Here is a 20,588-nt window from a genome sequence, read left to right on the forward strand (position 1 = left end):
TTTGCCTGGTCCAGGATGATCGCGCGGCCCATCGGGCCACGGCTGCAGGCCGGCAGGGCATGGCGATAGCCGGCGTCCATCGAGCATCGCCTGCCCGCCTGGGGCAGTCAAGCCGCCCACGCCGCGGAAGCGGTCGCCCGAGCCGGCCAGCGCCGGCTACAGCGCCGAGCGCGCCATGTCGATCACGAAGCGGTAGTGCACGTCGCCTTTTTCCAGGCGCGCGAAGGCCTCGTTGATCTGCTCCATCGCGATCACCTCCACGTCGGCGACGATGCCGTGCCGCTGGCAGAACGCCAGCATCTCGTGGGTGTCGGCGGTGCCGCCGGCGCCGGAGCTGGCGATGCGGCGGCGGCCCATCGCCAGCGTCATTGGAGCGAAATCCAGTTTGTCCGGCAGGCCCAATGAGCACAGCGTGCCGTCGAGTTTGAGCGCCTGCAGCATCGGGTCCAGCGGATAGGTCGAGGATACCGTGTCGAGAATGAAGTCGAAGCGGTAGGCCTGCGCCTGCATCTGCGCGGGATCGGTGGACAGCACCACCTCGTGCGCGCCCAGACGCTGCGCCTCGGCCGCCTTCTTCGGCGACGTGGTGAAGGCCACCACGTGCGCGCCCAGCGCGCGCGCGAATTTCACCGCCAGGTGGCCCAGGCCGCCGATGCCGACGATGCCCACGGTGCTGCCGGGGCCGACGTTCCAGTGCCGCAGCGGCGAATAGGTGGTGACGCCGGCGCATAGCAGCGGCGCCGCCGCGGCCGGGTCCAGGCCCTCGGGCAGCGGATAGACGAAATGCGCGTCGGCCACGTAGTACTCGGCATAGCCGCCGCGGGTGCGGCTGCCGTCGACGCGATCGATGCCGTCGAAGGTGGTGGTCGGGAACTCGCGGCAGTACACCTCCATCTGCGCGCGGCACGGTTCGCACACGCGGCAGGAATCGACGATGGTGCCGATCATCACCCGCTGGCCGATGGCGAAGTCGCGGACCCCTGCGCCCACCTCCACCACTTCGCCGACGATCTCGTGGCCGGGTACCAGTGGGAATTCGCCGCCCCAGTGATTCACCGAGTGGATGTCGGAGTGGCACACGCCGGAATACAGCACCTTCACCGCCACGTCGTGCGCGCGCACCGCGCGGCGTTCGAACTGCCAGGGCACCATGGCGCCGTTTTTTTCCATGGCGGCGTAGGCGCGGGTGGGACGGGACTGGGCCGGCTGGGCGATGGCGTTCATTAGGGCTCCGGTGCTTTACAATTTGGCTGGGAATGTAAGATTGACAACTTTACAAATTATGTCAAGTGTAAAATCGCCAACCAGTGCCCCGACGTTGCCGAGCAAGGAGGAGCGCATCATGGATGCGGCCTTCCAGCTGTTCCTGCGCCATGGCTATCGCAAGGTCAGCATCGGCGACATCGCCGAGGCCGCGCAGATGTCGCGGCCGTCGCTATACGCCTCGTTCCCGAACAAGGAGGCGATCTTCGCGGCGATGGTGCTGCGCCAGCGCGACCGTTGCCTGGCCGACTCCGGCGCGCGGGTGCGGCCCGGACAGGACCTGGCGACGCGGCTGCGGCATCTGTTCGACATCTGGGTACTGGAGCCCACGGCGTCGGTGATCGGGTCGGAGAACGGCATCGAACTGCTGGCCAGGTGCGGCGACTATGCGCCGCAGGCCCTGGCCGACCTGTACGCGGCGCTGGAGGCGCAACTGGTGGCGACGCTGCAGCCGGAGGTGCGCGCGCCAGCGGCGCTGTCGGCGGCGGACATCGCCTACATCCTGCGCCTGGCCACCACCAGCCTGAAGGCGTCGGCCGACAACGAGGCCGACCTGCGGCGCCTGATCGGCGGACTGATCGCGATGACGTTGGCGACGGTGCGTGCGGGTGAGGGTGAGGGGGTGGGGGTGGACAAACCGGTTGTCGCAGCGGCGGCGGCGAAGCGGAAGCGCGGTAGCGGCTGAGCCGGTGGAGCGTCAGATCATCGCGATCTGCGCTGCGGATTTTTCTTCAAGCAAGGGCTTCTGCGCCGATCCTGTCCCAAGCCCCCAATGCGCCGCTTCGTTCGTCGCGGCTGAAGCCGCTCCTACAGGGACTTGTGGCGAGCTGGCTGCGTTCACTGTAGGAGGGGCTTCAGCCCCGACGGACGCTGCCCGAAGCCGAAGATGCACGGCTTCGCTCGTCGCGACTGAAGTCGCTCCCACAGGGGGCTTGCGGCAGGTTGGCTGGGTGATTTGTGGGAGGGGCTTCAGCCCCGACTGCATGAGGGCGGCAGTCGCGAGGTTTGCCGGCTTGCGCTGTGCGGGAGTTCCGAATGACTGCGGTCATCGGTCCCGATGCTGTCTGGAGCCCACAGTTCAATGCTTCGTTCGTCGCGGCTGAAGCCGCTCCTACAGGGACTTGTGGCGAACTGGCTGGGTGCACTGTAGGAGGGGCTTCAGCCCCGACGCTGTCCGATGCCGCAGGTGCATGGCTTCGCTCGTCGCGACTGAAGTCGCTCCCACAGGGGGCTTGCGGCAGGTTGGCTGGGTGCATTGTGGGAGGGGCTTCAGCCCCGACTGCAGAGCGGTGGAGATCGCGCAGCTTCTTCGCTGAATCGCTCAGTCTTGCCGCGGGCATCGGGTCGCGCGGTGAGACGCGGGCTGGCTACGCTGGCGTCCGTATTTTTTCTCCGGAGTCCCACGCATGAGCCGACGTTCCGGCAGCGCCGATCTGCCCCTGCATGGTGGCCGCGTGCCGCATTGGCTAGGCGAGCGCATGACTCGGCTCGGTGCGGTGATGTGCCAGGCCATCGTGCACAGCTATGGCCGCGACGAATTGCTGCGGCGCCTGGCGCATCCGTTCTGGTTCCAGTCGTTCGGCGCGGTGATGGGCATGGACTGGCATTCGTCCGGCATCACCACCAGCGTGCTCGGCGCGCTGAAGCGCGGGCTGACGCCGCTGTCTGGCGAACTGGGCATCCACGTCTGCGGCGGGCGCGGACGGCATTCGCGCGCCACGCCCGACGAGTTGTGCGCGGTGGGCGAACGCACCGGGCTGGACGGCGCCGGCCTGGCGCGCGCCAGCCGGCTGGTGGCGAAAGTGGACAGTGCGGCGGTACAGGATGGCTTCGATCTGTACCTGCACGGCTTCATCGTCAGCGACGACGGGCAGTGGGTGGTGGTGCAGCAGGGCATGAACGGGGCCAGCAAGCAGGCGCGGCGCTATCACTGGCTGTCCGAAGGGCTGACCAGCTTCGTCGACGCGCCGCATGCGGCGATCGATGGGCCGGGGCAGGGCCGCATCGTCAATCTCGCCGACCATCGTGCCGCCGCCTCGCGCGCGGCGCAGGTGGAACTGCTGCAGGCGCTGGGGCCGGATCGGATCGCGCAGGAATACGGCGCATTGCATGCGTCTTCGGCGAACGCTGCGGCGTCCGCGCCGCATGCCGCCGCAAGCGCAAAGGCGTCGCAAGGCACCATGGCCGGCACGCGTGCGGCGCCGGGCGCACGCGCTCCGGCAGCCGATGCGCTGTTCGCGCCGAGCGGCGACCTGTTCGCTGCCGCGCCCGCTGCGCCGCCGGCGCGCATGCCGGCCGGTCTGCCGCACCTGTCGCTGCCCGACCACCACGACGTGCGCGGCAGCGACATCGTGACCCGGCGCCTGCACGCCAACCTGGCCGCGGCGGCCGAATGCGGGCCGCAGGATTTCACCGAACTGCTGCAGGTCCCGGGCGTCGGCGCGCGCACCGTGCGCGCGCTGGCGTTGGTGGCCGAGGTGCTGCACGGCGCGCCGTGCCGCTTCACCGATCCGGCGCGGTTCTCGATGGCGCACGGCGGCAAGGACCGGCATCCGTTTCCGGTGCCAACGCGCGTCTACGACCATACCATCGGCGTGCTGAAGACCGCGGTGACCCAGGCCAAGCTGGGGCGCGAGGAAAAGCTGGAGGCGATCCGCCGGCTGGATGCGCAGGCGCGCCTGCTCGAGCCGCATGCGCGCGGGCCGTCGGTGGAGGCGCTGATCGCCGAGGAGCGTCGCGCGTCGCACGGCTATGGCGGGCGCAGCGTGTTTGGTTGGGAACCGGCACCGGCCGGCGCGGCGAACGCCGCCGACGCTGCGCCAACCCGGCAGGCGCGTCGCCAGTAGGCCGTGCGGGGCGAGCAGTGTGCGCAGCGGCTCGGCTGCGCGGTGCGCGCGATCCGATGGACGCGGCAGCACGGCATCTGACAACGCGGCGCGTGCGCGTCGTGGCCGAGCGGACCTGATCGCGCAGCGACGGTGCGAGCGGTCCAACGTGCCATCCGGCCGACGCTGCCCGAGCGATCCAATCGATCAAGGACGGGCTCGTTGTCCGCTCCGCCGCGGAATGTCGAGAAGCGCGCGCGTCCGTTGTCTGCACACGCTGATGGCTTGTATGCGCTGACGGCCTTGCGCGGCTGACAGGCGGCAGGCGAGCGAGACAAACGCGCGCAGTGCACATCGGCTTCGCACGGCTTATGCCGGTTCTTTACTTTTTGGCTGTTACACCTGTTGCGATGGCCATTTCCGGCCGGTTGCAGGAGAACGTCATGCCAGAGCAATCCACCACTGCACGTGCCAAGCGCGACAAGCGCGAGGGCAAGGCGGGCAGTACCCAGGCCGGCGAATTCGTCCGCGAGGAGATCGACCGGGTGCGCGAAGGCAAGACCGAGGTGAAATCGACCAAGCAGGCGATCGCCATCGGCCTGTCGAAGGCGCGCCGCGCCGGGGTCAAGACCGGGGCGTCGAAGACCGCGTCCAAGGCGACCAAGAAAAAGGTGGCCAAGGAAGAGAGCAAGGGCGCCAGCAAGAAGAAGCCGTCGCCGACGCGGTCGCGCGGCGCCAAGAAGGCGCTCAAGACCGCGAGCAAGGGCAAGACCGCCACGCAGACGGTGGGCAAGAAGGCGCTGTCGTCGCAGACCAAGAAGGCGGCCGGCAAGCGCACCGCCTCCAGCCGTTCGGCCGCGGCGAAAAAAGCCGCGCAGACCAAGGGACCTGCCGTGCGCAAGGCCGCGGCCAAGAAGGCGGCAGCGACCCGTGGCGCCACGACCAAGAAGACCGCGAAGAAGTCTTCGGCCAGGAAGACGGCGGCGAAGAAGACAGCCACCAAGAAGACTGCCACCAAGAAGACAGCATCGAAGAAGACGGCCACCAAGAAGGCAGCAACGAAGAAGACCACTGCCAGGAAGTCCGCCGCGAAGAAGAGCACGGCCAGGAAATCGGCTGGCGGCAAGCGCGCCTCCAGGAAGAGCGGAAGCTGAGTCTGCGGAGCTTCATCGCGCGCACCGGGCGCTGGATCTGCTTCAGGTCACCACCCCAGGTCGGCGCGTTGGCATCTTGCGTCGTCGCCGCCTCGCGCACCTGCGCTGGGTCGTCGCCTCGCCGCGTCACCGGCGGCCGCAGCAGCGGTCGCCTGCGACGCAGCGTGACCCTGTAGCGCGCCGCGATCCCGCGATCCGCTAGTGCGGGCGGCCGCTCAGAGCTCGGTGTATTTGGTGATGCGCCCCTTGGCGCGCTCGACCGGATACTTGTTCGCGTTGACCTGCATCTTCTGCCGCGCGGCCTCGATCGGATCGATGCCCAGCTTGTCGCAGAGCTGAAGCAGGTACAGCAGCACGTCGGCCACTTCGCTGCCGACCTGGGCCTTCTTGTCGTCCGACAGTTGCCGGCTCTGCGCGTCGTCGAGCCATTGGAAGTGCTCCAGCAGTTCCGACGCCTCGACCGACAGCGCCGCGGCCAGGTTGCGCGGCGAGTGGAACTGGCCCCACTCGCGTTCGTCGGCGAACGCGCGCTGGGCGGCTTGCAGGTCGTGGAGGCTGTCGGGCATGAGCGGTTCCGGGAGCGGGACTTCGTATGCTAATGCAAGGGGACAGCGGCCTGGCGCGGATCGCTAACCGTGTATGTCGGGGCCGCCGCATCACGGTTGTCGCGACATGCGGCGTGGGGCGCGCGCCGACGATGCTGGTTTCCTGTATTTCGCGCACCGCATCCGCATCCGCATCCGCATCCGCAGGGGCAGCAGCGGTCTGCCTATCTGGCACGTCGGCGTTCGTCTGGATGCGGCAGCCACCGATCATCGCCGCAGCACGCGCCGGTGCGGGATCACCCCTCGGCGTCCTTGCGCCAGCGGGCAATGGCGTCGCGCACGGCGTCGCCGTAGTCGCGGGAAAGATCGCGCGGGTGGCTTGGCGAGGCAGTGTCGCGCACGCGTTCGGCCAGCGTGTCGCAGGCGCCGCGGCCGCCGGCCATTACGTTGGCGCGCTCGGCGGCGTCGAGCCGGATCAGCAGCGAATAGCCCAGCCACGATGCGCTGCAGTTCACGTCGAGGAAATAGTCCTCGGCCGATTGCAGTAGATACCAGTCGTGCGGCGCATGGTCCAGCACGTTCAACACGATCCCGGTCATCGCTGCACGGCCCGTTCGCCGATTCCGGTCGCGTTGCAGTCGCTACCCACGCGTCGTACGAGACAATGCGGAACGCGTAGTCGCCTCGCGATCGCGCAGCGGAAAGTCTGGAAATAGTGCGGGCTCATCGATGTGGGTGCATGGTTGCGGTGGCGACATCGTAGCGGGGCGTGGTCGATGCTGCAGTCGGGATTCGGCATCCGCACGCGAACAACGGCGACGGAATGTGGACAAGCGCAGCGTAAGGCCGTAGATGCGCTGGTAGGACCACGCCGCAGTTGCCGATCCCGAATCTCCAATCCCAATCCCAATCCCATGTGTGCCGGATCCGGAACCAAGACGGCTGAGATCGCACAGGCTTCGCCCCACACCTCATCCGTCGCTGCGCGGCACCTTCCCCAGAAAAGGGCGGCATGCCCCCGTGGGAGAAGGAAAGCGCCGCGACTACAATCGGCAGCCACTTCGAAGAGTCACACATTCATGCTCGACGCATTCGAATCGATCGCGGCCGATTCCGGTTTCGCGCTGCCGCCGTTGCTGGCCGACTGGTACCGCCGCGGCCTGACCACGCCCGCCGTCGATGCGGTGCCGGCGCTGGGCAGCGACTACGACATCGAGTGGCTGGATCCGCCGGCCTGCCGCCAGACCATCGACGAATGGTTGAACCCGCAGGCGCAGCAGGGCATCGCCTTCTTCCCGTTCGCGCAGTCGGGTGCCGGCGATGCCTATTGCCTGGTGCGTCTGCCCGACCAGCGCCACGGCGTGGCCTGCGTGTGGCACGACGCGGACGACAGCACGTTGCAATACGCGTCGTTCGATGCGTTCGTCGCCGCCCGCTTCACCCACGTGTTCGCCGACCTGGGCGCGGTCCCGGTCGAGGGCCTGGACGCGGCGCAGGTGGCGCAGTTCGTGCAGCAGGACGTGGCGCGTTGCACCGAGGCGATGGAGGCGCCGCTGCGCGAGCTGCTGCGCGAGCAGAGCCGGTTGCCGGTGCAGTCGCTGGACTATCGCAGCAGCCCGAAGGCGCGTCCGGAAACCGTCGACGCGCTGATCCCGCAAGCCGTGCAGCAGGCGCAGCTGGCTTCGCTGGAACTGGCGTCGCCGGTGGCGTTCGCGGTCGTGCCGCGCTGGGAACTGGAGTAGCTGCGCCACTTCGCCCGCACGGCGCCGGGGGTTCAGCGCCGCGCCGCCGCGCCTTCGCCGCGCATCAGCGCTTCGACCTCGGCCTGCGCGACCATCGCGTTGTCGCCCGGGGTGGTCATCGCCAGCGCGCCGTGTGCGGCGGCGTAGTCGATCGCCGCCTGCGGGCCGGCGCCGCACAGCAGGCCGTGGATCAGGCCGGACACGAACGCATCGCCGCCGCCAACGCGGTCGAGGATGTCCAGCTCGCGCGCGACCGAGCGGTAGCTGCCCTGGCGCGTGTGCAGCACCCCGGCCCAGTGGTTGCGCGAGGCCGAGTGCGCATCGCGCAGCGGGAATGCCACTGCCTGGAGCTGTGGATAGCGCTGCAGCGCCAGCCGCGCGGCGGCCTCGGCCGGGGCCGGGTCCATCGGCGTGCTGCGTTGGCCGACGCCGCGCATGTCCAGGCCCAGGCAGCCGGCGAAGGAATATTCGTCGCCGATCAGCAGGTCGCATTCGGCGACGATGCGCTGGTTGACGTGGCGCGCCGCGTCCGGATCGGGATGGCTGTTCCACAGGCTGGCGCGGTAGTTCAGATCGTAGGACACCAGCGCGCCGTGGCGGCGCGCGGCCTGCACCGCGGCGATCGCGGTCTGCGCGGTGGACTCGGACAGCGCGGCGAAGATGCCGCCGGTGTGCAGCCAGCGTGCGCCGTCGTCGCCGAACAGCGCCGGCCAGTCGAATTCCTCCGGCCGCAACTGCGCGGTGGCCGAATAGGCGCGATCGGAGACGCCCAGCGCCGCGCGCACGCCGAAGCCGCGCTCGGTGAAGTTCAGGCCCATGCGCGTGTTGCGGCCGATGCCGTCGTAGTCGCGCCACACCAGGTGCCGGGTGTCGCAGCCGCCCTGCAGGATCAGATCCTCGGCGAGCAGGCCGAGTTCGTTGCGCGGCAGCGCGGTCAGCGCCACGGTCGGACGGCCGAAGGTCTTGCGCAGGCCGCGGGCGACGTTGTATTCGCCGCCGCCTTCCCACACCCGGAACTGGCGCGTGGCGCGGATGCGCTCCTCGCCCGGATCCAGGCGCAGCATCACTTCGCCCAGCGCCGCGCAGTCCCAGCGGCGCGGGGCGGGCAGGGCGGCGAAGGCCGGATCGGCCGGCGCTGCGCTCATCGCGCCTTGCAGCCGAACAGCGACAGGTCGATGGCCTCGGCCATGCGTGCGTAGCCTGCGTCGTTGGGGTGCAGGTGGTCGCGGGTGATGGCGGCCGGCAGCGATTCGGGGTTGTCGGGCATGCGCAGGATCGCGTCGAAGTCGATCACCGCGGAGAACGCCTTGCCGTTGCGGATGAAGTCGTTCAACGCCTGGCGAGTGGCGGCGGAAACCGGTTCGTAGCGTTCCGAGGCGCCGAACGGGGTCAGCGTCGCGCCGATGGTGGCGATGCCGTGCTGGCGCAGGCGTTCGACCACCTGCCGGTAGCCCAGCATCATGTCCGCGGCATTGCGCCCGGGCGCCAGCGCCGGCGGCCCGCTGTGGCGGATGTCGTTGATGCCTTCGAACAGCACGACCTGGTCGACGCCGGGCAGCGCCAGCACGTCGCGGTCCAGGCGCGCGAGCGCGCTGGGGCTGCGGCCGGCGTCCAGCAGCTTGTTGCCGCTGATGCCGGCGTTGAGCACCACCACCTGGCCCGGGCAGGCCTGCTCCAGGCGCTTGGCCAGCAGCGCCGGCCAGTCGCCGTGGCGGCCGCGGCTGGCGGTGGCGCCTTCGGTGATCGAATCGCCCAGCGCCACCACCACCCGCGGCGACGCGGTGGTCTGCGCATACACCGCCGAGACCACGTTCTGCCGGTAGCTCAGCGCGGTGGCATCGGCGACGTCGACCTTGCCGTCGGCAATGCGCACCGCGGTGCGGCGCACCGCCGGCCGTGCGGCGTCGGGGAAATACACGGTCAACGCGACCTCGGCCAGGGCCGGGACGCGCAGCGCCACCGGATCGCTGAGCAGCACGCTGCCCGGCGCCAGCACGATCTCGCCGCGGCCGTCGAACAGCACCGGTTGCGCCGGCTGCGTGGCGCCGGCCAGGCGCACCGAGGCCGTGCCGATCTTCAGCGGCGCGGTGCCCAGTTCGTTGCTGATGCGAAAGCGCAGCGCCTGCGCGGCGGCGCCCAGGCGCATGTCCTGGCGCACGCTCTGGCGCTCGAACTGCAGCGAGGTGCCGGCCGGACCGTCGAGCCGGTCCGGCGTGGGCGAGGCGATCCAGGCCGGCACCCAGCGCGTGCCCTCCTGTGCCGCCGCCGGCAGCGCCATGCACAGCGCGAACGCGACGGCCGCCGCGCGGCGCCACAACGGATGCCGCCGCAACGGCGGCGGGCAGGGCAGGGATCGCCAGAACATGAGCGTGCTCCTATGCGGTTGGATCAGGAAAAGAACACGCCGCCGTTGACGTCGAGGTTGGCGCCGTTGATGAAGCTGGCCGCGTCCGAGGCCAGGTACACCGCCGCGTCGGCGGCTTCGGCGGCACGACCTTCGCGGCGCAACGGGGTGGCGTTGGCGACGAACGCGCGCACTTCCGGCTTGGTGAAATCGTCGTGGAAGCGGGTGGCGATCATGCCGCAGCACAGCGCGTTGACGCGGATGCCGCGCGGGCCCAGTTCCTTGGCCATCGCCCGCGAGAAGGTCATCACCGCGGCCTTGGCGGTGGCGTAGATCGCCGCGCCCGGGCCGCCGCCGTCGCGACCTGCCAGCGAGGCGAAATTGACGATCGCGCCGCCTTCGGCCATGTGCGGGGCCACCGCCTGCGTGGTCAGGTACACCGACTTCAGGTTGAGGTCCATCACCTGGTGGAAGAAGACTTCGTCGATGTCGGCCAGCGGCTTGCGCGCGACCATGCCGCCGGCGACGTTGACCAGGATGTCGATGCGCTGGCCGAATGCCTGCTGCGTCGCGGCGACCATGCCGGTCACGGCCTGCGCATCGGCGGCATCGGCGCGGTGCACGATGGCCTGGCCGCCGGCGGCGAGGATCTGCTGCAACGTCGCCTCGGCGCTGGCCGCGTCGTTGGCGTAGTTGATGCACACCTTGGCACCGGCCGCGGCCAGCTTCAGCGAAACTTCGCGGCCGATGTCGCGGCCGCCACCGGTGACGATGGCCACCTTGTCTTTGAATTGCATGAGCGATGAGTCCTTTGCGAGGGGGAACGAACGAGGAGCGCGATCAGTCGCGCGTGGGGTGAGCGTCGAGCTTGTGGATGCGGCCGGTGACCAGCCACAGCGCGGCCAGCGAGGCCGGCACCAGCGCGGCGACCAGGATGAACATCGGCGCGTAGGAGTCGGCGGTCATCACCGGCACCAGCCAGGTGGTGATCAGGGTGCCGGCGACCGCGGCCATGCCGCCGATGCCGGCCAGCGAGCCGACCGACTTGCCGTCGAACAGGTCGCCGGGCAGGGTCTGGATGTTGCCGATCGCGATCTGGAAACCGAACAGCACCGCGGCGATGGTCAGCACCGCGATGGTCGGATCGGCGGCGAGCACCGCGCCGAGCAGGGCTGGGGCCATGATCGCCCCGCCCAGGGTGATGGTCCATTTGCGTGCGCGGTCCACGCTCCAGCCGGCCGCGATCAGCCGTCCCGACAGCCAGCCGCCGGACAGGCTGCCGAGCATCGCGCCGACGAACGGCACCCAGGCGAACGCGCCGATCTGCTTGATGTCGAAATGGAAGGTCTCGGCCAGGTAGATCGGCAGCCACGACACGAACAGCCACCAGATCGGGTCGATGAAGAAGCGCGACAGCACGATGCCCCAGCTCTGCCGGTGCGACATGATCTGGCGCAGGCTCGGCAGGTAGGCGGGCTTGTCCGACACGCTGCCGTCGGCCGGCGCGTCCAGGATCAGCGCGCGCTCGGCGGCATCCACCCACGGATGCTTGTCCGGGCCGGCGCGGTAGATCACCAGCCACGGCAGCAGCCACACGAAGCCGAGCGCGCCGACCAGCACGAAGGTGCCTTTCCAGCCCAGCCACAGGAACAGCAGCGCGATCAGCGGCGCCGACACGATCGCGCCGATCGAGGCACCGGCGTTGAAGATGCCTTGCGCCAATGCACGTTCGCGCGCGGGGAACCATTCGGCGTTGGCCTTGACCGCGCCCGGCCAGGCGCCGGCCTCGCTGATGCCGAGCATCGCCCGCACGACGCTGAAGGAGGTGATCGAATGGGTCACCGCGTGCAGGGCGATCGAGATCGACCACACCGCGATCGACAGCGCGAAGCCCATGCGCGTGCCGATGATGTCGAACAGGCGCCCGAACACGAACTGCCCGGCCGCGTAGAACAGCATGAAGATGGTCACCAGCAGCGCGTAGTCTTCCTTGGTCGCGCCGATGTCCTGCGAGATCGCCGGCCACATCACCGCCAGCGCGTTGCGGTCGATGTAGTTGATCACCGTGGCCACCGCGATCAGGCCCACGATCATCCAGCGCACCGCGCTGCGTTTGGTCGGCTTGCCCGGCTTGGCGGAGGCGGGCGCGCTCATTTGCCACCCGCCGCGCGGTCGAAGCGCGCATAGCCGCCGCGCCAGGCATAGCGTTGGCCTTGCGCCTGCACGCTGTGCTCGCGGCCGTCGGCGGCATCGTCGGCCACCGCCAGCGCCAGGGTCTTGCCCGAGGCCAGGGTCAGCACGATCACCTCGGCGTCGTCGCCGCGCACGCGGGCGATGGCACGGATGCGGCTGTCGGCGCCGTGCACGTATTCGGCGGTGCCGTTGTATTCGCCGTGCGGTTCCAGCACGCCGAAGAAGCTGACGTCGGCCTGGCCGTCCACGCGCTGCAGCAGCATCGGTTCGCGGCGCAGGTTGAAGTCCGGATCGTTGGCGCCGCTCTCGGCCAGGATCGCGCGCGACGGCGCGCTGCTGCCGAAGCGGTAGCTGTAGAAGCGCCCGTCCAGCAGCCAGCTCAGGCTGCGCGGCGCCGTCGACGCGTCGCTGCTGGCGTCCACCCACAGGTGCTGATAGCCGTTGGCCTTGCCCAGCACCGGGCGTTCGGCCACGGCGCGCTTGGCGTCGAAGCCGACCTGCATGATGTGGCCGTTGAAATGCAGCGGCAGGTCGTAGCGCGCCGGCTTGGCGCCGTGCACGCGCAGCAGGTCGATCACGATCGGCAGCCCCAGCTCCGGATGGCTCAACAGCGCCTGGGTGCGGGTGAAGCTGACGCCCTCATAGGCCTGGTCCATGCGCGCGGAGACGATCTGGGTGGCGTCGTCGTGGGCGAACAGCAATGGCGTAGGCGCATGTTCCTCGCCCACGCGCCAGTCGCCGTCGAAGTGGCTGCGCTCGTTCACCACCAGCGTGTTGTGCGCCACCGTGGTCTTGGCCCAACTGGTGTTCTCGGGCAGGTAGATGCCGCCGGACTTGGCCTCCACGTTGAGAAAGCGCGCCGCGCCGTAGTCGGTGACCACGCGCTGGCCGTTGTCGTAGAACAGCCAGTTCAGTTTGTCGAAGTGGCCGTGGCCCATGCCCTGCGAGGTGTTCTTCATCACCAGGGTCTGGCCGTCCTCGCCGCCGGCGCGCAGGATCGCCAGCGCGCCGTGATCGCCGTCGGCGCCGTCGCGCAGCAGCGCGGAGCGGAACGCGAACGGCTTGGCCTTGTCCTGCGCCAACGCCGCGGCCACGCCCAGGCCCTCGGGAGTCAGCAGCACGCGCTGCTGGCGCTGGGCGATCGACAGCAGCCGCGCGTCGTGGGTCTGCGCGTAGGCGATGCCGAGGCCGGCGACCAGTTCCTCGGTGTCCAGGCCCTTGTCCAGAATGGCGTCGTTGATCGGGAAGAAGTAGCCGGCGTAGCTGCTCTGCACCAGCGTATCCACCGCCTTCAGCAGCACGCCGTCACGGCGCTGGAAGATCTTCTGCTGCGGCTGGTTGCGTTCGATCGCATTGGCGAACAGCACGAACGGCGCCAGCGCGTAGCGCTGGTAGTAGGGGCCTTCGGCGTAGTAGCCGTCGGGCGAGAACAGCTGGTCGATCTGCTTGAGGAAGCCGGCGTTGCCGTCCTGCTTGCTACCGCGCAGCGCCTTGTCGACCAGGGTCTGGTCGCGCAGCACGTAGCCGGTCATGCCGACCGCGGCCACCGCCCAGGTGGCGTGGTTGTGGATCTTGTCGAAGTTGTCCGGGCTTTCGTCGCACAGGAAATGCGCCATGCGCCGGAACACCTGCGCGTCGATGGTGGCGCGCTCGGCGGGGCTGAGGCTGTCGCGGATCGCGTCGTAGCCCTGCGCGGCGTAGACCAGCCACACCGAGTCGTTGAGCGATTGCCAGAACAGCCGGCCCGGCACCTGTCCACGCCCGGCCGGATGCGCGCCCAGGGTCGGGTACAGCTTGGCGTAGGCCAGCAGCAGGTCGCGCGCGTAGTCGGCGTAGACGCGCTCGCCGGTGAGCCGGTACAGCGCACCGGCGGCCTGGATCGCCTGGTAGTTGCGTTTGTGCTGCTCGTGGCTGGCGCCGCCGCCGGGGTCCTTCGGCAGCGGCACGTCGATGCCGGCGCGCATCGCCTTGCGCAGGCTGGCTTCGGCACGCGCCTGTTCGCGCGCGAACAGCGGGTGGCGCGCGCCCTCGCTGGCCATCTGCCGCCATTGCGCCGCGGTGACCAGCACCGGTGCGGCATCGCTGGCGACGGTGCTGCTGCTGGCGGCCGGGGCCGCGGGGTTCGCGGCGGGCGCTGCCCAGGCGGCGGGCGCGCTGCCGGCGACGGCCAGCACCAGCAGCATCAGGCGATTGGATCGGGTCATAGCAAAGGCTCCGCGCCGGCATCGGCCGGCAGGGCCGGGGTGCCGAGGAATTGGTTGCGGGTGGCGATCAGCTGCGGCGTGCCGGTGGTGCGGACGCTGCTGACCGCGGCGCTGTCGACGAACTGGTTGTCGTGCAGGAAGGCGCGCTGCACGCCGTGCAGGCGCAGCGACGGCGCCTCGGCGCCGCCGACGCGCTCGAAGCGCGAGCCGCTGACCGTCAGCACCGGGCCGAAGGTGCTTTCGTCGCGGCCGCCGCGGTACAGGTCGACCGCCGGCCCGCCGACGCGGCGGAACTGCGAATCGGCGATCTCCACGCGCTCGGCGTTGTAGGTGCCGCGGTCGTCGGTCTCCGCATGCGCCGACAGCACCGCGCCGGAGACGTCTTCCACCACCACCCGGCGCAGCGCGATGCGCTCGGCCAGGGTGCCCTTGCCCAGCGCGATCACGTCGAAGCCGCGGTTGACGGTGAGGCCGTGGATGCGGCTGTCCTCGACGATCAGCTCGTAGTTGGCGGCATTGGAACCGGCGGCGGTGCGGATCACCGCATTGCCCACTTCGTCCGGCGCGGCGCTGCCGTCGATCTGCAGCCGCGCCAGCTTCAGCGCGCCGCCGGCGTCGATCTGGAACAGGGTGGAGCGCGAGAACGCGATCTGCGCCTGGCCGCGCGCCGGGCCTTCGACGCTGAGCGGGTGGCGCAGCGCCAGCACCTGGTTCACCTGGTAGCGGCCGGCGTCCAGTTGCAGGCGATCGCCGGCGCCGGCGGCGGCCACCGCGTCGGCCAGGGTGTCGTTGCCCGGCCGCACGCGCTGGCGGCGGCCGCTGTCCAGCGCGACCGGCACGGTCTCCTTGGCGTACCAGGCCACGCCGACGTCGTCGCGCGGCACGTAGGTCAGCGCCGGATCGGCGCCGGCGCCGCCGGCATCGGTCGCGACCAGCAGGCCGGTCGCCGCGCGCGTCATCGTCAGCGTGCGGCCGGTCACGCCGCCGGGCAGCAGCGGCGAGGCGGCCGGGCTCTGCAGGTTGCCGGCGAAGGCGATGCCGGACAGGTCGCCGAGCACGCGCACCGGGTCGCGCTCGGCGACGATCAGGTTGTCGGCGAAGTCGCTGTCGATCGGTGCGGCGGTGCGTTCGTCGTCCTTGCCGGCGCCGAAGAACAGCTGCTTGCTGGCGACGAAGGTGTTGTGCTCGATCAGCGCTTGCTGCACCTGCACGTAGCGGTTGGCCGGCGAGTTGGGCACGCCGTACATGATGCTCAACGCCGAGGAATAACCGTCGCCCGCCAGGCCTTCCAGGTAGTTGTTGCGCACCGTCTGGCGGCGGTTGATGACGCGGATGCCGCCGGTGTCGTCCTTGCCGTCGCCGAAGAACACGTTGTTCTCGACCAGGTTGCCGTCGCCATGGCGCAGCACCAGCGCGCCGCGCGAGCGCTTGAACACGTTGCCGCGGTAGGTGTTGCCGCCGGACTTGTTGGAGACCACCTCCACTTCGCCGTCGCAGCCTTCGAACCAGTTGTTCTCGACCAGCGAATTGGAATCGGAGGTGGCGTCGTTGCTGGTGCCGATGCGCAGGGTCTCGCCGCCGTTGGCGCCCAGGTTGGGGCGCGGGCCGAACCAGTTGTGGTCGATGCGGTGACGGTTGTCCAGGCCCTGCACGGTGTCGCGGACCACGACCATGGTCGGGCCGGCGTTGTTCTTGCCGACCAGCTGGTTGTGGTCGAAGCGGTTGTGGCTGTCGTACATGGCCACCCAGTTGTCCGAGCGGCTGCGCTCGGGCTGGTTGAAGCGGTCGACCACGACCCGGGTGATGCGGCTGTGGCGCGCGCGCTCCTTGCTGGAGACGCGGTAGGACAGCACCGCCTCGGTCGGGCTGTAGCCGTCGCGGAACACCAGGTCGCTCACCACCAAATACTCGCCGGCCATGCGCAGGTTGGACTGGCCGGTGACGATCACCTGGCCCGGGGTCTGCGCGCTCAGCCGGATCGGCTGCGCGGCGGTGCCCTTGCCGGTGAACACGATCTGGAAGTCGCGCCACTCGCCGTTGGCCAGGATCACGTGGTCGCCGGGCTGCAGGGCGCCGGTGGCGGCGCGGTATTCGGCCGGGGTGCTCACCAGGATGTCGGCGGCCGCGGCCTGGCCGGCGGCGAGCGCGAGGAACAGCAGCGCGAAGCGGTTGCGCGAAGCGATCGGTGCCATGGTTTGCTCCCTCGATGCGCGCCGAGGCGGCGCCGCCGTGGCCCGGATGGTAGCAGAGGTCGAACACTCGTCAACCAGATTTGCATACCAAAAATCATTTATCTGGAAAGGTATTTTGGCGCATAAATCGTGCTGCAAACGCACATAAATGATGATCAATCGTACGTACCAATTGGCCTGTACGGATATTTCTACCAATTTGTTGACATTGGTCGGTGACGGGTGAAAGGCTCCGCTCCCAGTCGTCGTCCTTTACGGCGTTCACTCGGGAGGAGAGATCATGCGGCACCCCTATACGGCCCCGTCCGCCAGACGCGCCGGCGCGCGCGCACTGCGCAGCGCCCTGGCCTGCGCCATCGCGGCATCGTTGACCAGCGGCATGGCCTGGGCGCAGGAGGCGCCGGCTGCGCCGGTCGCGGCCACCGCGGCCGACGCTCCGGCCACCCCGGCGAGCGGGGCGACCACGCTGGACCAGGTCCAGGTCACCGGCATCCGCGGCTCGATCCAGTCCTCGATCAACAAGAAGCGCGACGACACGGTGATCTCCGATGTGCTGTCGGCCGAGGACATCGGCGACCTGCCGGCGCCGTCGCTGGCCGACGCGATCGAGACCCTGACCGGCGCGGCGTCCACCCGCGACAAGACCGGCGCCTCGGAGATCTCCATCCGCGGCCTCGGCGCGTTCCTCAGCAGCACCCAGTTCAACGGCCGCGAGATCACCAACGGCAGCGGCGACCGCTCGGTGAACTTCAACATGTTCCCGGCCGAACTGATCAACACCGTGGCCATCTACAAGACCCAGCGCGCCGACCTGATCGAAGGCGGCGTCGCCGGCACCATCGGCCTGGAGACGGTCAAGCCGCTGGACTACGGCAAGCGCGCGATCCAGATCGACGGCCGCGGCAGCTGGGCCGAGTACGACAGCAAGTACCGCGACAAGGACGGCATCGGCTGGCGCGGCACCGCCAGCTACATCGACCAGTTCGAGTTCGCCAACGGCGGCAAGCTCGGCGTGTCGATCGGCCTGCAGGCGCTGGACGGCACCGATCCGGAAGAGAGCATGACCAGCGGCTCGACCTGGTACGCCTGCGACGGCACCCAGAACGTGCGCAACGCCAACTGCGCCGAGGTCGGCGCCAATGCCATCGCCAACGGCGCGCCGTACTACCTGGTGCCGAGCAGCCGCATCTACCGGCTCAAGCAGGAGCGCAACGACCGCCAGTCCGAGTTCGCCGCGGTGCAGTGGAAGCCCAACGACCTGCTCGAGGTCAACGTCGACTACGAACACACCGACCGCAACTGGCACGAGAATCGCTCGGACCTGAGCCTGTCCAACACCCGCCGCGGCATCGTCAATCGCGACGTCGACGCCAACGGCGTGCTGCGCAGCTATTCCGGCAACACCTCGATCGATTCCACATCGACCCGCTACGACCGCAACGAGGAATACACCGGCGGCGGCCTCAACATCATCCTGCGCCCCAGCGTGGCCTGGGAGATCGCCACCGACCTGTCCTATTCGCACACCGTGCGCCAGGACACCCAGCGCATGACCCGCCTGCGCGCCAACGCCCGCGACGTGAACAACGCGGTGGTGCCGGGCATCAGCAGCGGCGCCACCGGCTACGTCAACTACGACTGGGACAACATCGGCGACGTGCCGAGCATCGCGCTCGACCCGGCGTTCGACGTCAACAACTGGGACGCCTACACCGGCGCGGCGCGGGTCACCTCCGAAGAGGAGAAGAACGACCACCGCATCCGGGCCGGCCGCTTCGACGTCAGCTACCTGCCCGAGGATGGCCTGCTGACCAAGATCACCTTCGGCCTGCGCGCCAGCCAGGCCGACTACAGCTACTTCGACAACACCATCACCACCGACATCGCCGCCAGCGGCGCCGGGCGCACCCAGATCATCGCCGCCAACCGCGCCTGCCGCGCGCCGTTCCCGCAGGACGATTTCCTCGACGATGCCAGCGGCAACACCATCTCCAGCTGGGCCTACTTCGATCCGTCCTGCCTGTACGAAGCGTTCCGCGGCAGCAGCGACACCGGCGTGGATCCGAACTACCGCGATCCCAACAACGTCGACGTGGTGGAGAAGACCAAGGCGCTGTTCCTGATGGCCGACTTCCGCAGCGAGCTGTTCGGTTTGCCGGTGTCGGGCAACATGGGCGTGCGCTGGGTCAAGACCGACGTGCGCTCGGAAGGCGTGCGCGCCGACCTGGACCTGATCGACAACGGCGCCGGCACCTTGCGCCTGCAACCGACCGGCACCTACCAGACCCTGGTCGCCAAGGCCGGCAACGACAAGCTGCTGCCCAGCGCCAACGCTTCTTTCGAACTGCGCGACAACCTGCTGCTGCGGTTGGCCGGCTACCGCGCGATGTCGCGTCCGGACATCGCCGCGCTGGGGTCGGGCCGCAACGTCAACCTCACCGGCACCGAGAACTTCACCAGCCTGGAGGAAGCGCTGGCCGGCATCACCGCCACCGGCAACCCCGAGACCAAGCCGCTGATGTCGTGGAACGGCGACGTGTCGCTGGAGTGGTACCCGAACGAGGACAGCATGCTGGCCGGCGCGGTGTACTGGAAGCAGTTCAACGGCGGCACCGAGACCGCGCTGTTCGACGAGACCTTCGTGGTCGACGGGCGCAGCGCCACGGTGTCGGTGCCGCGGCAGGTGACCACCGACAAGAAGAGCACGCTGACCGGCTTCGAACTCAGCGCCGCGCACCGCTTTTCCTACCTGCCCAAGCCGCTGGACGGGCTCGGCTTCAAGCTCAGCTACAACTACGCCGACACCGACTACGAAACCCAGGACCCGCGCCTGGGCGAGCAGGTCGATGCGGTCACCGGCACGGTGATCCCGGCGATCGTGGGCCCGGCCGGGCTCAGCGGCTTCTCGCGGCACGTGCTGTCCGGCTCGCTGTACTGGGAACTGGGCCGCTTCGACATGCAGGCGATCGGCAAGTACCGCTCCAAGTACTACCAGGACTTCACCGGCAACACCGCGCAGCAGAACCGCTACTACGACGACAACACCAGCGTGGATTTCCGCGCCCGCTACCGGGTCAGCAAGAACCTGTCGCTGTCGCTGGAGCTGATGAACCTGACCAACGAACCGCGGGTCGCATCCCAGCCTGTCTACGGCAACTTCCGCGAGTACGTGAGCTACGGGCGGCGCGCATATTTCGGTGTACGATACAAGTTCTGAACGCAGCGGCGCGGCTCCCGAGCCGCGCCGTTTTTCGAGCCGCAGCAGGCGCGGGCACGTCGTCCCGGCGCCGCTGTGGAATTCACCAGACGGATCCCTAGCTCGAATGTCCGAAAGTCGCCTCTACCAGTCCATTGCCGCGAAGATCCTGTCGCTGATCGAATCGGGCGAGTTCCCGACCGGTTCGCGGCTGCCGGGCGAGCGCGATCTGGCCGAGCGCTTCGGGGTGAGCCGGGTGACCATTCGCGAGGCGGAGATCGCGCTGGAAGCGCAGGGCTGGATCGCGATCAAGACCGGCTCGGGCGTATACGTGCGGCCGCGCCCGATCGATGCGCAGGGCGCACTGCCCGACGTCACCGCGTTCGACCTCACCGCCGCGCGCACGGTGATCGAGGCCGAAGCCGCGGCGCTGGCCGCCGGACGCCTGACCGATGCCGACATCGAGGAACTGCAGACCCTGGTGACGGCGATGTCCGATCCGACCACCACCGAGGAAATGGCCGGCGAATACGACCGCCGCTTCCATCTGACCATCGCGCGCCTGTCCGGCAATCCGGTGGTGGAATACTGCATCCACTTGATCTGGCGCATGCGCAACGAACTGCCGCGGGTGCGCCAGGTGTACGCGCACGTCTGCCACCAGGACGATGCCACCCGCACCGACGAGCACGCCGCGATCCTGGAAGCGCTGAAGACGCGCGATCCGGCGGCTTCGCGCAACGCGATGCGCAATCACTTCCAGCGCCTGTTCGAATCGATGCTGGAAGCCACCGAAAGCCAGGCCCTGGCCGAGATCCGCCGCCGCACCCAGCAGGACCGCGAGCGCTTTCTGGCGACCACGCGGATCTGAGCCGGGCGTCGCTGCTGGCGTAGTGCACCCGTCGGCGCTGCGGCGCCATGCGCGCAGGC

General features: G+C 69.3%; 14 protein-coding genes and 1 pseudogene. 6 read left to right on the forward strand and 9 right to left on the reverse strand.

The window, feature by feature from the left end; translation table 11 throughout:
* Window positions 1-156 precede the first annotated feature (156 nt).
* Window positions 157-1,170, reverse strand: coding sequence for an NAD(P)-dependent alcohol dehydrogenase (locus J2Y70_RS01125; RefSeq protein WP_309913221.1), 1,014 nt, complete (start codon window positions 1,168-1,170; stop codon window positions 157-159).
* Window positions 1,171-1,342: 172 nt separating this feature from the next.
* Here J2Y70_RS01125 and J2Y70_RS01130 point away from each other — a divergent pair, with 172 nt between their 5' ends.
* From J2Y70_RS01130 to J2Y70_RS01140, 3 genes and pseudogenes are all read left to right on the forward strand, one after another.
* Window positions 1,343-1,948, forward strand: coding sequence for a helix-turn-helix domain-containing protein (locus J2Y70_RS01130; protein WP_309912415.1), 606 nt, complete (start codon window positions 1,343-1,345; stop codon window positions 1,946-1,948).
* 721 nt (window positions 1,949-2,669) lie between these two features.
* The gene (locus tag J2Y70_RS01135; protein WP_309912417.1) at window positions 2,670-4,109 is read left to right on the forward strand and encodes a DUF763 domain-containing protein; all 1,440 of its coding nucleotides are present in this window, start codon (window positions 2,670-2,672) and stop codon (window positions 4,107-4,109) included.
* A gap of 422 nt (window positions 4,110-4,531) precedes the next feature.
* Window positions 4,532-5,020 (forward strand): annotated as a pseudogene (locus J2Y70_RS01140) (DUF6496 domain-containing protein); the annotation flags it as partial.
* A 437-nt stretch (window positions 5,021-5,457) separates the two neighbouring features.
* Here the strand turns inward: J2Y70_RS01140 and J2Y70_RS01145 are convergent.
* Entirely contained in the window at window positions 5,458-5,808 is a 351-nt protein-coding gene (locus J2Y70_RS01145) for a nucleotide pyrophosphohydrolase (protein WP_309912419.1), read from the reverse strand.
* Between the two features lie 275 nt (window positions 5,809-6,083).
* A complete protein-coding gene (locus J2Y70_RS01150; protein WP_309912421.1) occupies window positions 6,084-6,386 on the reverse strand; it encodes a hypothetical protein in 303 nt (100 codons plus the stop codon).
* Window positions 6,387-6,866: 480 nt separating this feature from the next.
* Between J2Y70_RS01150 and J2Y70_RS01155 the strand changes: the two genes are divergently transcribed.
* Window positions 6,867-7,529 carry an SMI1/KNR4 family protein gene (locus J2Y70_RS01155; protein WP_309912423.1) on the forward strand — a complete coding sequence of 221 codons (663 nt, stop codon included), beginning with the start codon at window positions 6,867-6,869 and terminating at the stop codon, window positions 7,527-7,529.
* A 32-nt stretch (window positions 7,530-7,561) separates the two neighbouring features.
* Here J2Y70_RS01155 and J2Y70_RS01160 read toward each other — a convergent pair whose 3' ends face one another.
* From J2Y70_RS01160 to J2Y70_RS01185, 6 genes are all read right to left on the reverse strand, one after another.
* A complete protein-coding gene (locus J2Y70_RS01160) occupies window positions 7,562-8,674 on the reverse strand; it encodes a sugar kinase (RefSeq protein ID WP_309912425.1) in 1,113 nt (370 codons plus the stop codon).
* A complete protein-coding gene (locus J2Y70_RS01165) occupies window positions 8,671-9,807 on the reverse strand; it encodes an SGNH/GDSL hydrolase family protein (RefSeq protein WP_309913224.1) in 1,137 nt (378 codons plus the stop codon). The genes J2Y70_RS01160 and J2Y70_RS01165 overlap by 4 nt, the downstream gene beginning before the upstream one ends.
* A 110-nt stretch (window positions 9,808-9,917) precedes the next feature.
* Window positions 9,918-10,670: a glucose 1-dehydrogenase gene (locus J2Y70_RS01170; RefSeq protein WP_309912427.1), complete on the reverse strand. Its 753-nt coding sequence runs from the start codon at window positions 10,668-10,670 to the stop codon at window positions 9,918-9,920.
* A gap of 43 nt (window positions 10,671-10,713) precedes the next feature.
* Window positions 10,714-12,027: an MFS transporter gene (locus J2Y70_RS01175; RefSeq protein WP_309912429.1), complete on the reverse strand. Its 1,314-nt coding sequence runs from the start codon at window positions 12,025-12,027 to the stop codon at window positions 10,714-10,716.
* The gene (locus tag J2Y70_RS01180; RefSeq protein WP_309912431.1) at window positions 12,024-14,270 is read right to left on the reverse strand and encodes an oligoalginate lyase; all 2,247 of its coding nucleotides are present in this window, start codon (window positions 14,268-14,270) and stop codon (window positions 12,024-12,026) included. The genes J2Y70_RS01175 and J2Y70_RS01180 overlap by 4 nt, the downstream gene beginning before the upstream one ends.
* Window positions 14,267-16,462, reverse strand: coding sequence for a polysaccharide lyase 6 family protein (locus J2Y70_RS01185; protein ID WP_309912433.1), 2,196 nt, complete (start codon window positions 16,460-16,462; stop codon window positions 14,267-14,269). The genes J2Y70_RS01180 and J2Y70_RS01185 overlap by 4 nt, the downstream gene beginning before the upstream one ends.
* Window positions 16,463-16,742: 280 nt before the next feature.
* Between J2Y70_RS01185 and J2Y70_RS01190 the strand changes: the two genes are divergently transcribed.
* Together J2Y70_RS01190 and J2Y70_RS01195 are read left to right on the forward strand one after the other, a co-directional pair.
* Complete coding sequence (locus tag J2Y70_RS01190) at window positions 16,743-19,679, forward strand: TonB-dependent receptor (RefSeq protein ID WP_309912435.1); 2,937 nt, start codon at window positions 16,743-16,745, stop codon at window positions 19,677-19,679.
* Window positions 19,680-19,785: 106 nt separating this feature from the next.
* Entirely contained in the window at window positions 19,786-20,529 is a 744-nt protein-coding gene (locus J2Y70_RS01195; protein ID WP_309912437.1) for a FadR/GntR family transcriptional regulator, read from the forward strand.
* The last annotated feature ends 59 nt before the right edge of the window (window positions 20,530-20,588 follow it).

It is taken from the genome of Xanthomonas sp. 1678 (assembly GCF_031455575.1).
In the GTDB taxonomy this organism is placed as follows: Bacteria; Pseudomonadota; Gammaproteobacteria; order Xanthomonadales; family Xanthomonadaceae; genus Xanthomonas_A.